We start from the raw sequence: 20344 nt of genomic DNA, 5'->3' as shown, positions 1-20344 counted from the left end.
TTAGAATCGGCCGTGGGTACGGACGCCGGGCTTGTGAGATTCTTAATCGTGCTGCTGGCCGATCTGCATGGCGCCCGAACGCGTGATCTACGAGTTTGGCGATTTTCGTCTCGACGCGGCGCAGCGGTTGCTGTTGCTCAAGAGCGGCGCTCATATGTTGCCGCTCACCTCCAGAGCTTTCGATACGCTGCTGTATCTGGTGCAGCATCCCGGGCAACTGTTGAACAAGGCCACACTGTTGAAGGCAATCTGGCCTCATGTGGTGGTCGAGGAGAACAGTCTCAATCAGAACATCTCCCTGCTGCGGCGAGTGCTGGGCGAGCGGCCGGGAGAATATCGCTACATCGTCACCGTGCCCGGTCGCGGTTACCGATTCGTTGCCGAAGTTCGAGCGGTTGACCAGTCCACGGAGTCGGCAAGTCGCGTCCTTCCAGCGGACGGACAGATGCGCATCTCCATCGCCATCCTGCCGTTCGCGAATCTGACCGGCGATCCTGCACGCGGCTATCTGGGCGAGGCGATGGCGGAGGAACTGATCAACACCTCGGCGCGTGTGCGGTGGTTGGATGTAGCCTCGCGAACATCCACCTTCGCTTTCAAAGACCGGCAGTTGGACGTGCGTCAGATCGCGCGCGAGCTGGAAGTGGACGCTGTGCTGGAAGGCAGCATCCGCCGCGCCGGCGATCGCATCCGAGTCACCGCGCAGTTCGTCGACGGACGCACCGGCCGTCATCTCTGGTCGGAGAGCTACGATTGCAGCGGCGAAGATCTCTCCGGAATGCAAGACGAGCTCACGGTCGCTATCGTCGATGCAATCGTAGGTCATTTCACCATGGGCAGCACGAGACGCATGGCGCCGACGCGTCATCTCGATGCTTATCATCTGTATCTGCAAGCCATGGCGTTGCGCGCTCAGCCTACCGAGGGCAATCTCGACGCAGCGATACAGCTGCTGGAGCGGGCAGTTACGAGAGATCCTGAATTCGCGCGCGCCTGGTATGCCGTCGCGGAGACTCGAGCATATAGAGTGATCAATGACGGGTGCTCGTCAAAGCTGCTGCACGAGGCAGAGCGCGACGCCAGGCACGCCCTCGAGCTCGATCCTTCAGTATCGCGAGCGCACGGAGTGCTCGGATTGATCGACGCATGTTATGGCCGATGGGTCGATGCCGAAGGCCGGTTGCGCAAAGCGCTGGCCATGACGGCCAATAATCCCGACACACTTGCTTTTCATGCTGTCTATATCGCGCGTCAGGTCGGACACGAGCGCCAGGCGCTGACTGAGATCGAGCACGCATATGCACTGGCGCCTGCATCGCCCGCGCTTGCGCTCCAACTGGGTACGCAGAGGTTGCTCAATGGCGAGAGCGCGGACGTAGACAAATGGATCGACATCGCCGTCGCGAACGGCTATCCCACCAGCCTCGCTGCAGTTCACGAAGCGCGCGCACGGATTGCGACTAACCAGGGCCACTTCTCGGAGGCGGCACGGCAACTGGCGGAAACACTGTCGCCGGCATCGCGCGAGGCGGGCGGCTTCGACGCCGTCCAGGCTTTTTATCGAGCGCAGTCCGATCGATCACGTTGCGAACGAGCCATCATGGCACTGCAAGCGTGGCAGGAGAACCTGCGCCCGCAGGATCTGGATCTGCCGACTGCGCAACGCTTGATGGTCTGGTTCACGACGCTCGGGGCGGTGGAAGCGGCCTACGAGGTCGCGCAACGCGCGCTGGATCACATGACTCCTTCGGGCGTCATCGGCGGCGGGTGGGGCATTCTGTGGCTCGAAGAAATGCGGCCGTTCCGCGATAGTTCACACTTCCAACCCCTGCTCGCGCGACTTGGGTTGTTCGGCTATTGGCGCCAGTACGGACCACCGGACAACTGTGTGCTCCGTGGCGAGTTGCTACGCTGTTTTTAGAACCGCATCGGCCGTGGCGGTGACTCCGATATAACCCCGTCGCGACTGATCCTTTATGGCATGCCCCCTAAGATGTTCGGGCGTTGCGCTGCCGGCGCACGCACAAGAAACAACTGGGGAAGTTTATGCGCTCGTCTGGAATTCTCGGCTCGTTGCAGCTCGCCGCCGCCATCGGCGCGGTACTGGCGACGGCCGTGCCTCATCAATCTCACGCTGCCGATGCAGACCCTGGCGCTCAGGCGCAGCAGACCATCGAGAGCGTGATGGTCACTGCGCGGCGACGCGAGGAGGCCGTGCAGGATGTACCGGTGGCGATCGCCGTATTGAATGCGGACACGATCGAAAACACCGGCTCCTTCAATGTCGGCAAGCTGCAGCAGCTGCAGCCGTCGGTGCAGTTCTATTCCAGCAACCCGCGCAATTCGGCGGTGAATATTCGCGGTCTGGGTGCGCCATTCGGTCTTACCAACGACGGCATCGAGCAAGGCGTCGGCATCTATATCGACCAGGTGTATTACTCCCGCGCCGCGACCGCGACGTTCGACTTCCTCGATGTGGATCAGATCGAAATTCTGCGCGGTCCGCAGGGCACGCTGTACGGCAAGAACACGACCGCCGGCGCGATCAATGTGACTACGCGCAAGCCGAGCTTCGAACCGGAAGGGCGGGCCGAGATCACTACCGGCGATCTTGGTTATCTGCAAAGCAAGGCGTCGATCACCGGTCCGTTGATCGGCGATACCGTCGCCGGCCGCTTGAGCGGCTCGTACACCTCCCGCGATGGAACGATTTATAACGTCGCCACCGGGCAGCATATCAACGAGCTCGACAATCTCGGCTTCAAAGGTCAGGTGCTGATCCAGCCGAGCAGCACGCTCGGCATCACGCTGTCGGCCGACTACACCCGTCAGGATCCGCTGGGTTACGGCCAGCTGTATGTTCGCACCGGGTCGACGCAGCGGGCGCTGGCTCGACAATACGCCGCGCTTGCGGAAGCTTCGAACTACGAGGTGCCGAGCACGGATCCGTTCGATCGCGTGACCGATCTGGACGCGGAACTGTCGGCCGAGCAGATCTTTGCTGGCGCATCGGCGCTGGTCGAATGGGATATCGGGCCGGGGCGGCTCACCTCCGTGTCGGCGTTTCGTAAATGGGATTGGGGTCCGGCCAACGATCGCGACTTCATCGGCTTGCCCATCACCACGGTTTCGCAGAACCCGTCGGAGCAGCGGCAGTGGTCGCAGGAACTGCGATTCGCTGCGAGCGGAGAGCAACTGGATTACGTGGTCGGGCTGTATGGCTTCTATCAGACAGTGGATACCGCCGGCGTGCAGGAGCAGGGGCCACTGGCCAGCCGCTGGCTGTTGAGTGGCGCCAACGCCAACAATCCAGACATTCTGAACGGACTGCGTGCCGAAAACGACATCGGCTTGAAGAACACCAGCGTCGCGGCTTTCGGTCAGCTCACCTGGCACGTCTCCGACAAGCTGCGCCTGCAACCTGGTCTGCGCGTGAACTACGACAAGAAGGATGGCAAGTACATCGCTACCGTGACCAATGCGACCAACACGCCGTTGACCGCGGCCCAATTGGGCGTGCTGGCTCCGCAGAACTACACGCCAGAGTTCAGCGACACCAATGTGTCGGGCGACTTCACCGTGTCCTACGACCTCAGCGACAGCGTGCTCGGCTATGTGACCTATGCGCGCTCCTTCAAATCGGGCGGCATCAATCTGTCCGGCTTGCCGCTCGACGCCAATAGCCAGCCGATCACGGCGGTGCAGACGGTCGATCCGGAGCGCGTTCATCACTACGAAGGCGGACTGAAGAGCCAGCTGTTCAATCGCAAGGCGACGGTGAATCTGGCGGCCTTCTCGACCGAGATCTCGGACTATCAAGCCACCGTGACCAACAGCCAGGCGAACGTGATCCGAGGCTATCTCGCGAATGCCGACGAGATCCGGGTCAGAGGCGTGGAGCTGGATATTTCCGTGCAGCCGCTCGATGGCCTGAACTTGTATGTGAACGGCGCGTTCACGGATCACGAGTACACGAAGTTCCCCAATGCACCGTGCCCGCCCGAACTCTCCGGCGGCACCACCGCGAGCGCCGCGAATCCGCCAAGCGCGCCAGGCACGCCGGGCGGCTTCAGCCCGCCGTTCTGCGATATCTCGGGCCAGTGGCTGCCGGGCGTTTCCAAGACGGCGTTCTCGTATGGGCTCGAGTACGACTTCGACCTGCCGTTACTGGGCGCTGACGGCGGCGGCTACTTCGCGTTCGACGGCAGCTATCGCTCCAAGTTCTCTTCCAACCCATCGCGCTCGCGCTACACCGATATCGAGGGTTATTCGCTCGCGAATTTCCGAGCGGGGATCCGCGCCGGCGGTTGGAATGTTTATGGCTGGGTTCGCAACGCCTTCGAGGAGGACTACTTCGAGTTCCTGGCCACCCAATCGGGCAGCACCGGTCTGGTGGTGGGCCAGCCCGGTGATCCGCGCACCTACGGCCTGACGGTGAACAAATCTTTCTGAGATCGGTGCGATCGTTCAACAAAGCGCCGGGCTGATCAAGAAACCGGCGCACCCGTCACACACCATGGCAGCATCCTCCATCGAGGTTCGCTGCCGTGATGTCTCTGGCCGACACTCGCCAAAACCGCCCCCCGAGCCCTCCTTGGGGTGCGATCGCGGTCAGCACCTTCGGTGCGGTGGTCGGCGCGACCATGCCGCTCGCAGTGATCCTTTCCATGCCGGACGTGAGCGGCGGCCTGTCGGCCAGCGCGGACGAAGCCAGCTGGATCGTGACTCTTTATAACGTCGGTGTGTTGGTGGGATTGCCGGCGGCCGTGGCCGTGGCGGGTGCCCTGGGCCGCCGTCGGGCCATGCTGATCTTCGGGCTCGGCTTGGTACTCACAAGCTTCGCGATTGGCGTGGGCGTGAGCCTGCCGTGGATCTTCGTCGGCCGTTTTGCGCAAGGATTCTTCGGCGGGGCGCTGCCGCTGCTGATGATGTTGATCGCGCTCACGAGCCTGCCGCCAGGTAAAGGGCAATTCGAAGGACTTACGTTGTTCGCGTTCGCGACGACCGTCAGCTTGGGCCTCTCGGCCTGGACGGCGGAGACTTTGGTCGCGATCGGCGGCTGGCGCGCCTTATTCATCTCACAAGCCATTCTCGGTGCGATCTACACCGGGCTGGCGTTCCTCGTACTGCGCGGCGAGCGAGGCAATCTCTCGTTGCTCAAGAGCTTCGACTGGCCGGGGTTCGTGCTGCTCTCGATCGGGCTCGGCCTGATCGTGATCTTTCTTTCCGAAGGCGAGCGCCGCTTCTGGTTCGAGAAGTGGTGGATCACCGCCAGTCTTATCTGCGGCCTGCTGAGCATCGGCTTCGCGATTCATAACATGCGGCTGGCACAACGTCCGCTGCTGGCGTTTTCGATCTTCAGCAGCCCGACGTTCTCAGGCGTGCTGGTACTGCAGGTGATATTTCGCTTCGGCACGCTGCTGGCCGTGTTCATCGGGCCGCAATATCTCGCGCGACTGCAGGGCTTTCGCACCGAGCAGCTCGGCGACCTCATGCTGGTGATGGCGTTGGGGACGTTGCTCACCACGCCGGTGGCCTATTGGTTGACCGCGAAGTCGGATCCGCGAATTCCGCTGTCGCTCGGATTGGCGGCGATTGCCATCGCCGCGGCCATCTGTGTGCAGATCACATCGGAATGGGCGGGCAATGAATTCATTCTGCCCCTTGCATTGGCGGGGGCGGGCCAGGCGTTGTTTTCCGTCGCGACCATGCGTTACGCAGTCTTCGGTGCGACTTTGCAGGATGGCCCCTCGCGCGGGATCGCATTCAACGTCGCCCGAACGTTCGGTCTCGTCGGTGGGCTCGCGCTCACGACCCACGCGGTGGTTGAACGACAGAAGTTTCATTGGTCGAGCTTGAGCGAGTCGGTCACCAGCCTCGAGCCCATTGCCGTTGAAAGACTAGCTGCCATGGGACGGATGCTCGGCTCATGGATACCGGACATCTCAGGTGTTCAGCGCGGAGCATTCGCGGGGCTCGCTCAGGGCGCGGCCAGACAGGCCTACACGCTGGCCTATCAAGACGCTTTCTTCATTACCGCCGTGGCACTCGCGTTAGCGGCGATCCTTGTCTGGGCGCTTCCGGCGCTGCCTCGCGAGAGGAGTCTGGCATGACCGTCAAACGTCTCACGACCGCGGGCGGGGTGGTGATCGGCGCCGCCCTCGTGATCTTCTTCGGTTACGCGCTGTGGCACGGCGTGACGCCGTTCGAACAAACCGACAACGCCTATATCAAGGGCGACCTCACGTTTGTTTCAACCAAAGTGCCCGGCTACGTCAGCGAGGTGCTGACCGAGAACAATCAGCGCGTCGAGCCGGGCCAGGTGCTCGCCCGCATCGACCCGCGAGATTTCGAAGCGGCACGGCGCGATGCGGAGGCGAGCGTCGCTCAGCAGCGCGCAGCTTTGATCCAGATCGATGCGCAGGAGCGGCTCCAGCAATCGCAGATTCGCGTTGCCGATGCGGCCGTCGCGAGCGCATCCGCTCAGTTGCGTCGTGCGGAAGAAGAGTTTGTCCGAGCGTCTGCGCTCGTCGAAGAAGGTGGAGTGAGCCGTTCGATTTACGACGCGGCAGCGGCGGAACACGTTCGGGCCCGGGCCGCGGTGGACCAAGCCACTGCCCAGGCGAAGTTCGCTCGGAATCAGCTCGATGTCATTGCCGCGCAAAGAGAGCCGGTTTGGGCCGCAATGCACGGCGCCGAGGCCAAGCTCTTCCGAGCCCGCAACGATCTGGAAGCGACCACCATCCGAGCGCCGCGCGAAGGGCTCATCGCAGGCCGCAACGTTCGAGTTGGCGAGTTTGTGATCGCGAGTGCGCGACTCATGGCTGTAGCTCCGACGCAGGATCTATGGGTCGAGGCGCATCTTCGCGAGACGCAGATCTCCCGCGTGCGGCCCGGCGATCGTGTGCGCATCGAGGTCGACGCGGTCCGGGATCTCGCGTACTGCGGAAGCGTGGAAAGTGTTTCCGGCGCCAGCGGCTCGGAGTTCGCGCTGCTGCCGCCGGACAACGCCACCGGCAATTTCACCAAGATCGTTCGACGCTTCACCGTGCGCATTCTGCTCGACCCGGCGCAGCCCGGGCTCGAACGGTTGGCGGGCGGGATGTCGGCGCAGCCCATGATCGCCATCGGATCGCATGCTGATGGCCGCGCCCATCGCGGCGTGTTGGGATGGTTCTCCGGCGCGTTCGGATGCGAGCTGCCGAAGTCGGACCTGGCTGAGGAGGCCGCAGATGAGGACACCGTTAGTTAAGGCCAGCAGCGTCGCGCTGCTGGGCCTCACCCTCACTGCGTGCGCTTTCATACCCGATTTGGGAGATAAGCGCGGCATTCCCTCGGTCGACTCCTATGTGACGGAGCAGAGTCTGAACGTGGACTCGATGGGCGAGTGGCCCGCCGAACGATGGTGGCAAGCGTTCGGCGACGAACAGCTCGAACGGCTGATCGAAGAGGGCCTGCGCGACTCCCCGACCATGGCCATGGCGCGAGCTCGTCTGCTCCGAGCGGAAGGGTTGGCGCAAGTGGCCGGAGCGGCGTTACAACCCAACGTCGCGCTGGGCGCGAGCGCTGCCTACGCCAAGCCCAGTTACAACACGGGTCTGCCGACGCCGCCTGCGCTCCACGGATGGAACGACAGCGGCAGGATCGGTTATGACGCCAGTTTCGCGTTGGATTTCTGGGGCGGCAACCGTGCAGCGCTCGCCGCCGCGGTTGGGGAAAACCGCGCCGTCGAAGCAGACCTGGCCGCGACGCGCCTGCTGCTGACCTCCGCAATTGCGGATGCCTACGCTCAGCTCAGCGCCCTTTACGCCGACCGTGACGTTCTCGAGCGCACGCTGATGGTGCGAGAACAGACGTTGCATCTGGTAGCACGGCGTCACCAGTACGGTTACGACTCGGAGGCCGATCTGCGCCAGGCCGAGGCGGGACCGCCCACCGCACGAGCGCAGCTCATTGACGCCGACGAACGCATCGCTCTTACACGTAACCGGATCGCCGCGCTCATCGGTGCAGGTCCTGATCGAGGCCTGGAAATCGCCCGGCCCACCGCGCGCGCCCAGGGCAATGTGAGTTTGCCGGGGGATCTGCGGGCGGAGTTGATCGGCAGGCGGCCGGATCTGGTCGCTGCCCGCTGGCGAGCCGAAGCGGCCTCTCGCCGCATCGACGTCGCGGTCGCCCGGTTTCGGCCGAATGTAAATCTGGTCGCGGCCTTCGGGCAGCAGGCGCTCGGGCTCGACAACGTCTTCGCCACCGGCTCGACCGCGGGCTCGATCGGTCCCGCCATCAGCCTGCCCATCTTCGACGGCGGACGACGCGCCGGCGGCTATCGTGTGGCTCGCGCCGAATACGATGCAGCTGTAGCGAGCTATGACGCGACCTTGAGTCGCGCCCTTCAGGAAGTCTCGGATGCGCTGATTCAGCAACGCGCGGTCGCGTCCCGGCTGAGCGAAGAGGAGAGGGCGGTGACCGCCAACGAACGAGCGCTGGCGCTGGCTCGTTCGCGCTTCACGGCGGGCGCTGCCGATCTGCAGTCGGTGCTGATCGCAGAAGACCGCCTGCTGGTGAGCCAGCGCGCCCTGAGCGCCGATCGGGCGCGCCGACTTTCGTTGGACATCGCACTCGTTCGTGCGCTCGGCGGCGGCTGGGATTATGGTGCGTCCACGTTATCCACCGAGTGAGCGTCGCTTCACGCCCGTCGGGTTCACGGGTTCACAGTAATCAGGCCATGCCCCTTGCGGATTTCCATAATTGTGAGGAAAGTAGCAGGCAGGAGGGCCCGCCGCGGCCCATCCTGCACACAAGTTGGATAACGAGCTGTCTCATTTGCGCGGACCGCGCGAAAAGGACGCACTATGCAAAAGATCAAGGGGGGCACGCGGCTGTGGTCGTCCGCGGTGCTGACTTTCGGGATGATTCTGCCGGCGCTGAGCACGGCTCAGGAGCCTGCGGCCACCGATTTCGTCAAGCCGGTCTCGGACCGTCAGTGCGATGAGTTCAATCACTCCTGGGTAGTGACCAGTCAACACACCTACCTGAGCATCAAGGTCGTGGTTCGCTGGGCGGCCACCGGCGCCAAGGACATGCAGGAAGAGTTCATCCTGGCGCCCGGCGCCTCTCGCGCCCTCGGCTGCGCCTCCAAGGTGGAGGTGGTGGCGGCGGAGATCATGCAGTTCTAGCCCGCGCTGGCGACGTCCCTACCGACGCCGACCCAACCCGGCGCGCCAGCCCGAACTGAGCGAGAATCGTTCCATCCGACCAGGCGACGCTCAGCGTCAACTCCAAAACTGGTCAACGGCGCCTACTTCGAACTGATGGTCGTGTCGTCGCCGGGCGCGCGTCCGTCGACATTCGTTTGCTGATCGCAGCGGCCAACGATCCCTCGCATGCGTCGGCAGTACAAACATCCATTTGCGAACTTGTCACTTCGCCAAATCTGCCGCGACGTCCTACCCGTCGTATACAACCATTCTTCGTGCTTGCTGTAAGCGTTCGTTTTCGGTACTCAAGTACTATTGTGACGAACGACACAGACGTGGATTCTGATTTGCGCTCGCTGTAGAGTCGCCCCTCGATGATTCGAGGACTTGACGAGGCAACGAGAACGATTGTTTCGGGGTTTTGAATATCCGGCGATATCAGACAACAAATATTCACATCGACAATAACTAACCCGTGGAGTCATCAGCATGGATCGCTCGGCTGGCGTGAATTCAACGCCGTCTTCCTCGCTTTTTTTTCGAATCCTGCGGCACACTCGCATCGTACTGATCGGCGCCGGCTGCGCCGCGATGTGCTGGGCCGCGAACACGCCGGCACAAAACAATGGCCCGGGCGGCGGATCGCCGACCGCGATCACGACGATACGAACGCCACAGCAGGCGCGGGCGCTGGGCCTGGATTCGCTGCGTCGGGCGGTGCGTAACGACAAAGGGGTGCCGCTGCCTCGACAGCTCGACGAGTTCGTCAAGAATCGCAAGGTGGCCGTGCAGTTGGGCAAGGCCTTGTTCTGGGACATGCAGCTCGGCAGCGACGGGCTGATGGCCTGCGCCAGCTGTCACTACCACGCCGGCGCCGACGTGCGGACCAAGAATCAATTCAATCCCGATCGGCTCACGGTCGTCGACGATCGCATCGACGACGTGATCGGCTATTACCTGGCGCCCATCAACGCCGATCTGAATTTCGAGACGCGACAACCGAATGAAAAGATCACGCGTGAGGATTTTCCGCTCATCAAATCCATCGAGCAGTACTATCGCGCGCCCGACGGCCGGGTGCTTCCCGGCAATAACAACAGCAACGACATCATTTCTTCGATGGGCACGCTGTTCACGTTCTTCGACGGTGTGCGGCCCGGCTCCGTGTTCGATGCCGGCACGCTGCTTCCCGATCCCACTTGGCACGTCGGCGGGCGCAACGTGCGGCGCGTGGAGCCGCGAAACGCGCCGTCGGTCATCAACGCTGTATTCAACTTCACCAATTTCTGGGACGGTCGCGCCAATCCTCACTTCAACGGCAAGAGCGCTTTCGGCGCACAGGATCTGCGAGCCAGGGTGTATGTAAATCGCGCCGGTCAGGGCCTGGTGCAAGAGATCGTCGCGCTCGATAACGCGAGTCTCGCTTCGCAGGCCATGGATGCGCCGGTGAGTTTCGTGGAGATGTCCTACGGCAGCCCGGCGCACGGCAACGCACGCTCGCTCGCCGAGATCGGCGTGAAACTGTTACGGCGTTCACCGGAGGGCAAACGACTCGTGCCGCTCGGCTTGCAAAGGGTCCATCGGCTCGACTCGGTGCTCGGTCCCTTGTCGAACGTCACCGCGCATGGCCTGAAGACTTCGTATGAATCGTTGATCAAGCGCGCGTTCCATGAGCGCTACTGGAATTCGCCGGACATGATCGCGCTACCCACGCCGAGTGTCGATTCGTTCACTCAGATGGAGGCGAACTTTGGATTGTTCTTCGGGCTCGCGGTCGCACTGTACGAATCGACCTTGGTGTCCGACCTGACGCCGTTCGATCTGTGGATGGAGACCGGCCTTTTCAATTACGGCTTCGGCAAGCAGGAGCTGGCGGGCTTGAATCTGTTCGTCAACGAAGGCAAGTGCATCGATTGTCATGCCGGCCCGGAGTTGACCAAGGCGTCGGTGCGGGAGGCGCAAAGCGGCAAGGGCGTCATTCGAGCGATGGCCATGGGCCAGGGCGTGGCGCTGTATGACGTCGGCTTTTATAACATCGGCGTGACGCCGGCCACGGACGATCTCGGTCGCGGCGGCAACGATCTGAACGGCTATCCGCTCGCGTATTCGCGCCAGGCTTTGTTCGAGCGTCTGGAGCTGTTGCCGATGACGTTCCCCATCATCGGCAACGATCAGCTGCTGGCCACCGATGAGGATCTCGGCAGCGACGTTTGCCAGGATGCCAACAACAATGGCGTGTGCGAGCCGAGCGAGCCCATTCTGCCGGCCTTTCAGCGCATCGCGGTGGATGGGGCCTTCAAGACGCCTGGCCTGCGCAATGTCGAGCTGACCGGACCTTACTTTCACAATGGCGGCGTGGCCACGCTGCGCCAGGTGGTGCAGTTCTACAACCGCGGCGGCAATTTCTGTCGCTTGAACGGCCGTGAGCTGGACAAGAGCATCGTACCGCTCGGCTTGAGCGCCGCGCAGGAACAGCAACTGGTCGCCTTCATGCTGTCACTGACCGACGCGCGGGTTAAACATCGCATGGCGCCGTTCGATCATCCGGAACTGCGCCTGGCCGAAGATGGCTTCGACACCGACGGCAGGATTCAGATCGAAGCCGTCGGGGCGTTCGGCTCCTGGCAGCCGTTGCAGACATTCCTCGACCTGGATCCGAACGACGCCATCTTCACCCCGATCGGAGAATGTACGCCGGCGCAATAGCCGTAAGCCCGCAGCCAGCCGCTCACACGCAAAGGAGATGCACGCAATGGAATCGCGCGAAAGCTGTTCGGTGCAGGACAGTCTGGGGCAGGAGCGTGGAGCGGGCTGGCTCGGGGCCGATGACGAGCTGATCTTTCCAAAGCACAAGCGCGTCTTCGCTCAGTACGTGACGGGCGAGGGCGGCGTCACCGAGCTGCGGCTCTACTACGGGGATAAGGAAATCTCGTTCGACGAGCCGGAGCTGTTCGAGTTCGGCGAGGGCCTGGCGAAGCAGCCGCGCTTCATTGCTGGCACAGCGACGACGTGGGGTCCGAATTACGAATGGCCGCGCATCCGGGAGTTGCTCGAACAGCTCGTCGATGAGGGCGTCCTGCAGCGCGCGACGGCCGAAGCCGAACCGGAGCTGCCTGCATCGCGCGAGCCATCCAGACCCTCGCCGCTGCCTCCTGCGCCATGCGCTGTTCCTCGAACCTGGCTGGAAGCCGAGGCGCTCATTCCGGAGCTGACCGGTCGGCCGCTGGAGCTCGGCTATCTGGAACTGGTGCTGCCGCTGTATCGCATCCCGCACGTAGCTATGGATGCAGAAGGTCGCCAGGTCGGTGAGGGCAACGTGTTCCCGAAGGCGCTGCGGGTAGAAGTGCCCACCGAATGGCGCGCCTGTCCGCATGCCGGCAGTCGCTACCAACACGAGCGGCCGATGAATGTTTCTGCGCTCAAGTCCATGCGAGCGCATTGGAAACAGATGATGGTCGCGCTGCTGCGGGTACGTGAGGTGTATTTGCAGAAGTTTCCGCGCGCCAGGCAGCAATGGACCGTAGGCGATCTGCATTGTTTGTCGGCGCTGGTGCTGTCGATACCCGGTTATCTGATGCTGCGCGCTCAGGATCGGGTCGAGAACGGGCAGCTGCATCCAGTGCTCTCGTCGATGTACCGCGTTACCGACGGCGTGCGGATGGTCATGCATCACATGTTGTTCTCCGAAGATCTCGAGCCGACGTTGCCTCTGCACGCGCCGATGACGAGCGCAGAGCTGTATGCCTACGCAGAGCGTAATGACATCTTCATCTCGGACCACGGCGTTTGCGCCGGTCCGCGGGCGATGATCGAGGAGTTCCTGCGTGTGATCATGGACGGGCAGGAGATCGAGGACGCCGCATCGGTGGAGCTCGCGCCTGAGGTGGAAGCAGCGCTCAACGACCTCGACCAGGTTTTCGAGTACGTGTTGCACGGCCTGCAGGCGTATTCCGTCGTTTTCTCCCGTTGGCCGGCGATGACTCGGAGTTACGAGCAACTCGTTCCCATCGTGGCCGAATGGGCCGACGACCGCGCGCGGCCATTCCAGGAGCGCATGGAGCGCAGTCTCACGTTCCTGCGCATGCTCACGCGTCAGAACACCGAGGAGCGACGACTGAAGCGCGAGCAGGTCTATGTCGAAATGTATGCGCGATCTGCGAATGCTTTGCATACAACGGAAGTGGACGAGTCGCTCAAGGAGCGCATTGCCCCGATCGCGGTAGGAAACGATGCCGCAGCCGGCGCCTCGCTGCACACCTTACTGAAGAGACGTTTCGACGGGATCCGAGGCGCCGACGATGCCGCCATCGCACGCATGACGGCGGTGCTGATGGATTACTTCCGACGCGAACAGGCGATCGTCCGCGCCAGCGCCGAGATCCAGCAGAACATCAACCAGCTGCTGGGCCGGCAGCCTCCGTCCCGGCCTCTCACCGGAACGGACCTCGCCATCCACTATCGCTTGCTCGAAGCGGTCTACACGGCGGAGCACCTTGCGACAGTGGGTGGCCACTTGCCTTATCTGACGGACGACCTGGAGGAACAACTGCAGCTGCGCATCGTCGTCACCGGCGACGCGATCGATATTTCGCCACGGATCCACGCGTGATCCGGCGCGGCTGCCGACCGGACTCGGCCAACGTGGGGTTGGCCGGATCTACGTGCGATGGGCACGGAATGCAATGACAGGAGCGATAGCCATGAAAGTCAAAACTCATGTGCGTGCCGGCGCGCTGGTTGCGCCGATCTCCCCGGGCGTGGGCGGCGGCCGCTGCGGCGCTTGATCTCACTCCACTGACCTGGCCAGCATGGGGCTGGCCGATCCACGTGCGATGGGCACGGAACGCCATGACAGGAGAACGACCATGAAGGTCAAAACTCAGGTACGTGCAGGCATCCTCCCGCCGGGCAGCGGCGGCGGACGCTGCGGAGCGTAATCCCTAAATGGGAATGACTTAGGAGCACGGTTGCTCCTTGCGGATTCCGAGGGAACGGAACCGTCGCCATTGTTCGCACGCCGGCAGCGGGTCGTGGCGACGGCTTCCCCTTCGGTCGACCATTCGATCGACACAAGTCGATGTTTTAGTCATGGCTACTTCTTTCATGCGCACCTGCCGTTCCCTGGCGAATGACAGCTCGCGCTATGCCTTGATCATCTGGGGACTGGTGGCGGCGCTGCTGCTCGCGTGGTTGGGCTGGCTGTCGTTCGCGAGTGTGACTACCTACGAGCTGTCGACGTCGGCGCGGCTCGAAGTGGCGCAGGCGGCGCATCCGATCGCGGCGCTATTGCCAGCGAAGATTCAGTCGACGTCGGTGCGGCTTGGCCGGCAGGTCAAGGCCGGCGAGGTGCTGGTCGAGTTCGACGCCAGCAGCGAGCGACTTCGGCTCGCCGAGGAAGAAGCGCGGCTCGAGGCCATTCCACCGCAATTGCAGGCGCTGGAGAAACAGCTCGCCGACGAGCAGAAGGCGGCGGAACAAGCGCAGCGAGTGACCGCCAGTGCAGTCGAACATGCGCGGGCGCGCTATCAGGAGGCGCTAGCAACAGCAAACTTCGCCGATGAGAATGTTCGCCGACTTTCGCAGCTCAGCGCTTCCGGTCGCGTCGCGGAGATCGAGCAGTTGCGCGCACGTGCCGAAGCGGTGAAGGCGCGTTCAGCCGCCGACGCGTTGTCATTCGAGATCAAGCGCCTCGAGGCAGACGCCTACGGCAAGGCGAGTGAGCGCAGCGCCTCGCTCGAAGCATTGCGACGCCAAGTCGCAGAATTGAAAGGGGCGAGCGAACTGACGAAGGCAGCCATCGCGCGTCTGCGCCAGGACATCGAGAAGCACATCATTCGTGCGCCCGTGGATGGTGTGATCGGAGAAGCTCCACAGTTGGATGTGGGCGCATTCGTCGATGAGGGCGGCGTGCTCGGCAGCGTCGTGCCCTCGGGAAATCTGCGAGTGGTCGCGGAGTTCGTTCCCGAGCAGGTCATGGGACGGGTTGTGCCGGGGCAAGCTGCCCGCATGCGGCTCGATGGTTTTCCTTGGGCGCAGTTTGGCACGCTGGCGCTCAAGGTCGAGCGGATGGCCAGCGAGATTCGCGGCGGTCGCATCCGGGTCGAGTTGACGCCTGAGCCGGGTCAGGATCCGCGATTGTTACAGCACGGGTTGCCGGGCTCAGTGGAAGTGGCCGTCGAGCGCACGACTCCGCTCGTGCTGGCCTTGCGAGCGGCGGGCCAACGAATGTCGCGACCGGCGCAAATGGGGCAGGCTCGCGAGTCCACATCGTGAGTTTCTGGCCCGCCATCAAGGAACGTCTGCTCAAGCCCCGCCGCCGCTGGTGGGTGCCCGAAGTGATCCAGACCTCGGCCATGGATTGCGGGCCGGCGGCGCTCAAATGTTTGCTGGAAGGATTTCACATTCCGGCCAGCTATGGGCGGCTGCGCGAGGCCTGTCAGACCTCGATCGACGGCACCTCCATCGACATGATCGAGGGCGTCGCGCGCCAGCTGGGTCTGGATGCCGAGCAGGTGATGTTGCCCAGGGATTATCTGTGGGTGCCGGAGGCGAATGCGTTGCCGGCGATGGTCACGATCAAGCATCCCAATGGCATGACCCACTTCGTGATCGTGTGGCGGCGGCATGGCCGGTGGTTGCAGGTGATGGACCCAGCGGTCGGGCGGCGGTGGACGACCTGTCGTCGCCTTACCGGTGAATTGTTTCCCCATCGGCTGCGTGTGCCTGCCGCCGATTGGCACGAATGGGCGGTGTCGGGCGAGACCGTCCAAATCATGATCGGCCGGCTTCGAGCGCTCGGCGCCTCGCCAGCGAAAGCGAACGATATCGTCGCGCGCGCCACGCAGAAGAATCACTGGTACGCAATGGCGACAGTAGACGCGGCGACGCGGTTGCTCGGCGCACTGACCGCTGGAGATGGCGTCCGGCGCGGAGAGCAAGCAATCGAATTGCTCGAAACGCTGGTCGCGCGTAGCGCGGAGGAAGCGCCGGGAACATGCAAAGCCATCCCACTGCTGTATTGGGCAGTGTTGCCGATGGCAGATTCCGGCGGCGAAGAGCTGCTGCTGCGTGGCGCCGTGTTAATGCGAATACGCGGGCGATTGCCATCCACTCCGGGAGCCGAGCAACTGATACCAGAACTTCGCGCGGCGCTTACCGAGCGCGCCGTGCACCCGATGCGCGAGCTGTGGAGCATGATACGAGCCGATGGTGTGCTCACGCCTGCAGCGCTGCTCGCGGCACTGGGCTTTGCTGTCGGCGCGCTAATCATGGAAGCACTGCTGTTTCGCGGTCTGTTCGAGGTCGCGCAGGATCTGAGCGTCGCCAGTCAGCGCGCCGTCGCGTTCGCAGCCTTGCTATGTTTCACCACGCTGCTATGGGTATTCGAATTCCCGATCGTGGAAGAGTCGTTGCGTCTTGGGCGGCGGCTCGAATCCCGCCTGCGCCTGCTGCTGCTTGAAAAACTGCCGCGGCTCAGCGATCGGTATTTCCAGAGCCGGCCCATTTCAGACGTGGCCGAGCGCGCGCACAGTATCTATCTCTCGCGCCAGCTGCCGGACCTCGCAGTTCGAATGGTGAGAGTGGGGTGGGAGTTGATGTTCACTCTGGTGGGCATCGCAGTTATCGATGTGCAAAGTCTGCCGCTCGCGGCTGCCATCGCCATTCTTGCCGTGGGCATCTTGATTGCGGCCCAGCCGATGTTGAGCGAGCGGGACATGCGCGCTCGCAGCCACGCCGGCGCTTTGCATGGTTTTTATCTGGACGCTTTGCTGGGCATCGTTCCCATCCGCACGCACTCCGCCGAACGATCGGTGCGACGCGAGCACGAGGGCTTACTGACCGAGTGGGCTCGCGCCGCGCGCAGCGTCCTGCGTCCGACTCTTTTGGTGAAGGCGCTGCAATCGTTGGTTTGTATCTCACTGGCCGGTTGGCTACTGCTCCGACACATAGAATCGGCGGGCATCACAGGCAGTTTGCTGTTGCTTGTTTATTGGGTGGTGAAGCTGCCCACACTGGCCGAGAGCCTGGCGACGTTGGTGGCTCAATATCCCGCGCAACGTAATGTCGCCCTGCGTCTGCTCGAGCCTATCAAAGCGCCGGAGCAGCCAGAGGCGGGCGTCGTGAGAAAGCCGGGACCGCATCCGGTGCAGCGCTCCACGGCCATCGCCATCGAAATGAAAGATGTGGACGTGGTCGCCGCTGGCCACGTGATCTTGCAGAACGTTTGTTTGAGCATTCGTCCCGGTGAGCATGTGGCCATCGTCGGGCCGTCTGGGGCCGGCAAGTCGAGTCTGCTGGGGTTGCTACTGGGCTGGCATCAGGCTGCCGCCGGTTCCGTTTTCATCGATGGCGTGGCGCTCACTACAGCACGGCTGTCGCAACTTCGTGGGGAGACTGCGTGGGTCGATCCAGCGGTTCAACTCTGGAATCGCTCGCTCCTGGAGAATCTGCGCTACAGCTCGAGCGCCGGGCCACACTCCACACTGACGCACATCCTGGAAAGCGCCGATCTGGTCCGAATGCTCGTCGGGCAGCCGCAGGGTTTGCAGACCGTGTTGGCGGAAGGTGGCGCTTCAGTCTCCGGAGGCGAAGGTCAGCGATTGCGCCTCGCGCGAGCGATGTGGCAACGGAATGTGCGCCTGGCGTTGCTGGATGAGCCGTTCAGAGGTCTCGATCGCGAACAGCGGCATCGGCATCTCACCGAGGTTCGCCGCTTCTGGCAGGACGCGACGTTGATCTGCGTGACTCACGATGTCGGCGAAACCAGAGCATTTCCCCGTGTGCTGGTGGTTGAGAATGGCCGCATCGTGGAGGATGGTCGGCCCGAGGAGCTGGCGCTCGCCGCAGGCTCGCGTTATCGCAATCTGCTCGACGTTGAAGAAGCGCTCCGTCAAGGAGTCTGGAGCGCGGCGCTGTGGCGTCGCATTCGACTGGATGGCGGCCGATTGCAGGAGTCGAGCCGAATGTTTCTGACTCCACGGAGCAGCGCTGGCCATGAGTGAGCTCGCCGCACTGGCGTGGCCCGTGAGCCGCATGCCCGAGGCGGTTGCCTCGCTGGCGCGTCTTGCTGGCATGAAACCGTCGCACTCCACTGCGTCCATGCCCGCATTCCAAGGCTCGCCCGATCACGAAGATTTCGATCGCTGGCTGCTGCATGTGGGCGCGAGCCAGGGCATCGAAGTTGAGCCCGTCGAAGCGAGCGGGGCGGAAGTCGAAGAACTGCTGCGTGGCGCCGGGCCTGCGCTGCTGCGCTATCGAGAGATCGACGGACCAGAATCCGGCGAGCCTTCGCTCTTGCTGCTGCTTCGTTCTCGCGCGCGCATGGCGGTGTTGGTGGATCGTGAGCTGCGCATCGTCGAGTTCCCGCTCGAGCAGGTGAAAGCGTCGCTGTGCGCCGAGCAGGAGCGGCCGGTGATCGCGGATGTAGACGCGCTGCTGGAGCAAACAAACATCGCGCCCCGGCGCAGAGTAAAGATCAAGCGCCTGCTGATTCAGGAGCGCATGGCGGGGCAGCGCGTGCCTGGCTGTTGGCTGCTGAGGATCCCGACCACGGCAAGTTTCTGGAAGCAACTCGCTTACCAGCGGCTGCCAGACCGTCTGGTCGCGATGCTGGCGATCTTCGGGGCGTTGTTCGCTATGGAGATTGCCGGCTGGTCCCTCATCGGACGTGGCGCTCTGGCGGGCCAGCTCGACGCCGGCTGGCTGCTCGCCTGGGTGTTGCTGTTGCTGGGTACCGTGCCGCTGCGACTGGCCGGGGGCTGGCTGCAGGGAACCTTGTCGATTGCGGCTGCGGTGCTGTTGAAACAACGGCTGCTGTCAGGCGCTTTGAAAATAAGCATGGAAGAAGCGCGACGACGCGGCGCGGGCCAGTGGCTCAGCCGTGTGATCGAATCAGAGGCTTTGGAGTCGATGGCGCTCAGCGGCGGCTTCGCCGTGCTGATCGCGAGCATCGAGCTCGGGCTGGCGGCATGGGTGCTGGCAATGGGAGCAGGCGGCGCGTGGCACGTAGTGTTGCTGTTGGGCTGGTTGCTCATCACGGCCGTCCTCGCGAAGCGCTATTACGTCCGGCTGCGCAAGTGGAGCCAGGCTCGACTCGGCCTGACTCACGATCTCATCGAGCGTATGGTTGGCCACCGTACGCGCATGGTTCAACAGGCGGCCGAACACAGACACGAAGACGAAGATCACGAACTCGACCGCTACGTGACTTCCTCGAAGGATTTCGATGGCGCATACGTTCCCCTCGCCGCGGGTGTCCCGCGTGGCTGGCTCGTTGTCGGATTGCTGGGGCTTGCGCCCGCGTTTGTTTCAGGCGCTGCGGAGACGACGGGGCTTGCCATTGCGCTCGGTGGTGTGTTGCTGGCGCATCGTGCGCTGAGCTCGGTCGCGGTCGGCCTGTCCTCGCTGCTGAGAGCTGCGGTGGCGGCGAAGGAAGTTGCACCTCTATTCGCGGCAGCAAGTGAGAGCGACGACTCTGCCGGCACACTGCCGGCCGCTGCAGAGCCGAGCCCATCGTCTGCAGAGTCGGCCAGAGTGTTGGTGCACGCACGCGATCTCGTCTACCGTCAGCGACCGCAGTCGGCGCCGGTCATCGACGGTTGTCACTTCACCATTCATCGCAAGGATCGCATCCTGCTCGAGGGGCCGTCCGGCGGTGGCAAGTCGACGCTGGCCTCCCTGCTGGTCGGCCTGCGTCAACCGGAATCGGGCTTGCTGTTGCTCGACGGCCTCGACCGGCACACTTGGGGCGACACGTGGCGGCGGCTGAGCACCGCCGCGCCGCAGTTCCATGAGAACCACGTACTCAGCGGAACGTTCGCCTTCAACTTGCTCATGGGCCGGCGTTGGCCACCCGAGGAGTCGGATCTGGAGGAGGCCGACGAGCTCTGCCGTGAGCTCGGTCTGGGCGAGTTGCTCGACCGCATGCCTTCGGGGCTGATGCAAATCGTCGGCGAAACCGGCTGGCAACTTTCCCATGGCGAGCGCAGCCGCCTGTTTCTGGCTCGCGCGTTGTTACAGCGCGCCGAGCTGGTCGTGCTCGATGAGAGTTTTGCAGCGCTGGATCCAGACACTCTGGATCGTTGCTTGCGTTGTGCTCTCTCCCGAGCGCCGACGCTGCTCGTGATTGCTCATCCCTGAGCAAGCGA

At 63.2% G+C, this 20344-nt stretch carries 11 protein-coding genes; all 11 read left to right on the top strand.

The annotated features are described in order from the left end of the window. Window positions 1–67: 67 nt before the first annotated feature. The 11 genes from JM946_RS18935 (at window position 68) to JM946_RS18885 (ending at window position 20336) form a co-directional block, all read left to right on the top strand. Entirely contained in the window at window positions 68–1921 is a 1854-nt protein-coding gene (locus JM946_RS18935; protein WP_203168924.1) for a winged helix-turn-helix domain-containing protein, read from the top strand. Between the two features lie 125 nt (window positions 1922–2046). After that, complete coding sequence (locus JM946_RS18930; protein ID WP_203168923.1) at window positions 2047–4452, top strand: TonB-dependent receptor; 2406 nt, start codon at window positions 2047–2049, stop codon at window positions 4450–4452. 98 nt (window positions 4453–4550) lie between these two features. After that, window positions 4551–6113, top strand: a complete 1563-nt coding sequence (locus tag JM946_RS18925; RefSeq protein WP_230979863.1) for an MFS transporter — start codon at window positions 4551–4553, stop codon at window positions 6111–6113. Then, window positions 6110–7252, top strand: coding sequence for an HlyD family secretion protein (locus tag JM946_RS18920; protein WP_203168921.1), 1143 nt, complete (start codon window positions 6110–6112; stop codon window positions 7250–7252). Before JM946_RS18925 ends, JM946_RS18920 begins: the two co-directional genes overlap by 4 nt. Continuing rightward, a complete protein-coding gene (locus JM946_RS18915; protein ID WP_203168920.1) occupies window positions 7233–8678 on the top strand; it encodes an efflux transporter outer membrane subunit in 1446 nt (481 codons plus the stop codon). Before JM946_RS18920 ends, JM946_RS18915 begins: the two co-directional genes overlap by 20 nt. Before the next feature lie 174 nt (window positions 8679–8852). Continuing rightward, window positions 8853–9176: a hypothetical protein gene (locus JM946_RS18910; protein ID WP_203168919.1), complete on the top strand. Its 324-nt coding sequence runs from the start codon at window positions 8853–8855 to the stop codon at window positions 9174–9176. 510 nt (window positions 9177–9686) lie between these two features. Beyond that, on the top strand, window positions 9687–11903 hold the full coding sequence (locus JM946_RS18905; RefSeq protein WP_203168918.1) for a cytochrome-c peroxidase: 2217 nt from the start codon (window positions 9687–9689) through the stop codon (window positions 11901–11903). A gap of 46 nt (window positions 11904–11949) precedes the next feature. Continuing rightward, complete coding sequence (locus tag JM946_RS18900) at window positions 11950–13806, top strand: hypothetical protein (RefSeq protein ID WP_203168917.1); 1857 nt, start codon at window positions 11950–11952, stop codon at window positions 13804–13806. A gap of 479 nt (window positions 13807–14285) precedes the next feature. After that, complete coding sequence (locus JM946_RS18895) at window positions 14286–15470, top strand: HlyD family secretion protein (RefSeq protein WP_203168916.1); 1185 nt, start codon at window positions 14286–14288, stop codon at window positions 15468–15470. After that, window positions 15467–18199: an ATP-binding cassette domain-containing protein gene (locus JM946_RS18890; RefSeq protein ID WP_203168915.1), complete on the top strand. Its 2733-nt coding sequence runs from the start codon at window positions 15467–15469 to the stop codon at window positions 18197–18199. Before JM946_RS18895 ends, JM946_RS18890 begins: the two co-directional genes overlap by 4 nt. Then, on the top strand, window positions 18192–20336 hold the full coding sequence (locus JM946_RS18885) for an ATP-binding cassette domain-containing protein (RefSeq protein WP_203168914.1): 2145 nt from the start codon (window positions 18192–18194) through the stop codon (window positions 20334–20336). Before JM946_RS18890 ends, JM946_RS18885 begins: the two co-directional genes overlap by 8 nt. Window positions 20337–20344: the final 8 nt, after the last annotated feature.

This window comes from Steroidobacter gossypii, assembly GCF_016801985.1.
GTDB classification, from domain to species: Bacteria; Pseudomonadota; Gammaproteobacteria; order Steroidobacterales; family Steroidobacteraceae; genus Steroidobacter; species Steroidobacter gossypii.
This window is presented reverse-complemented; position numbering and strand designations above follow the sequence as displayed.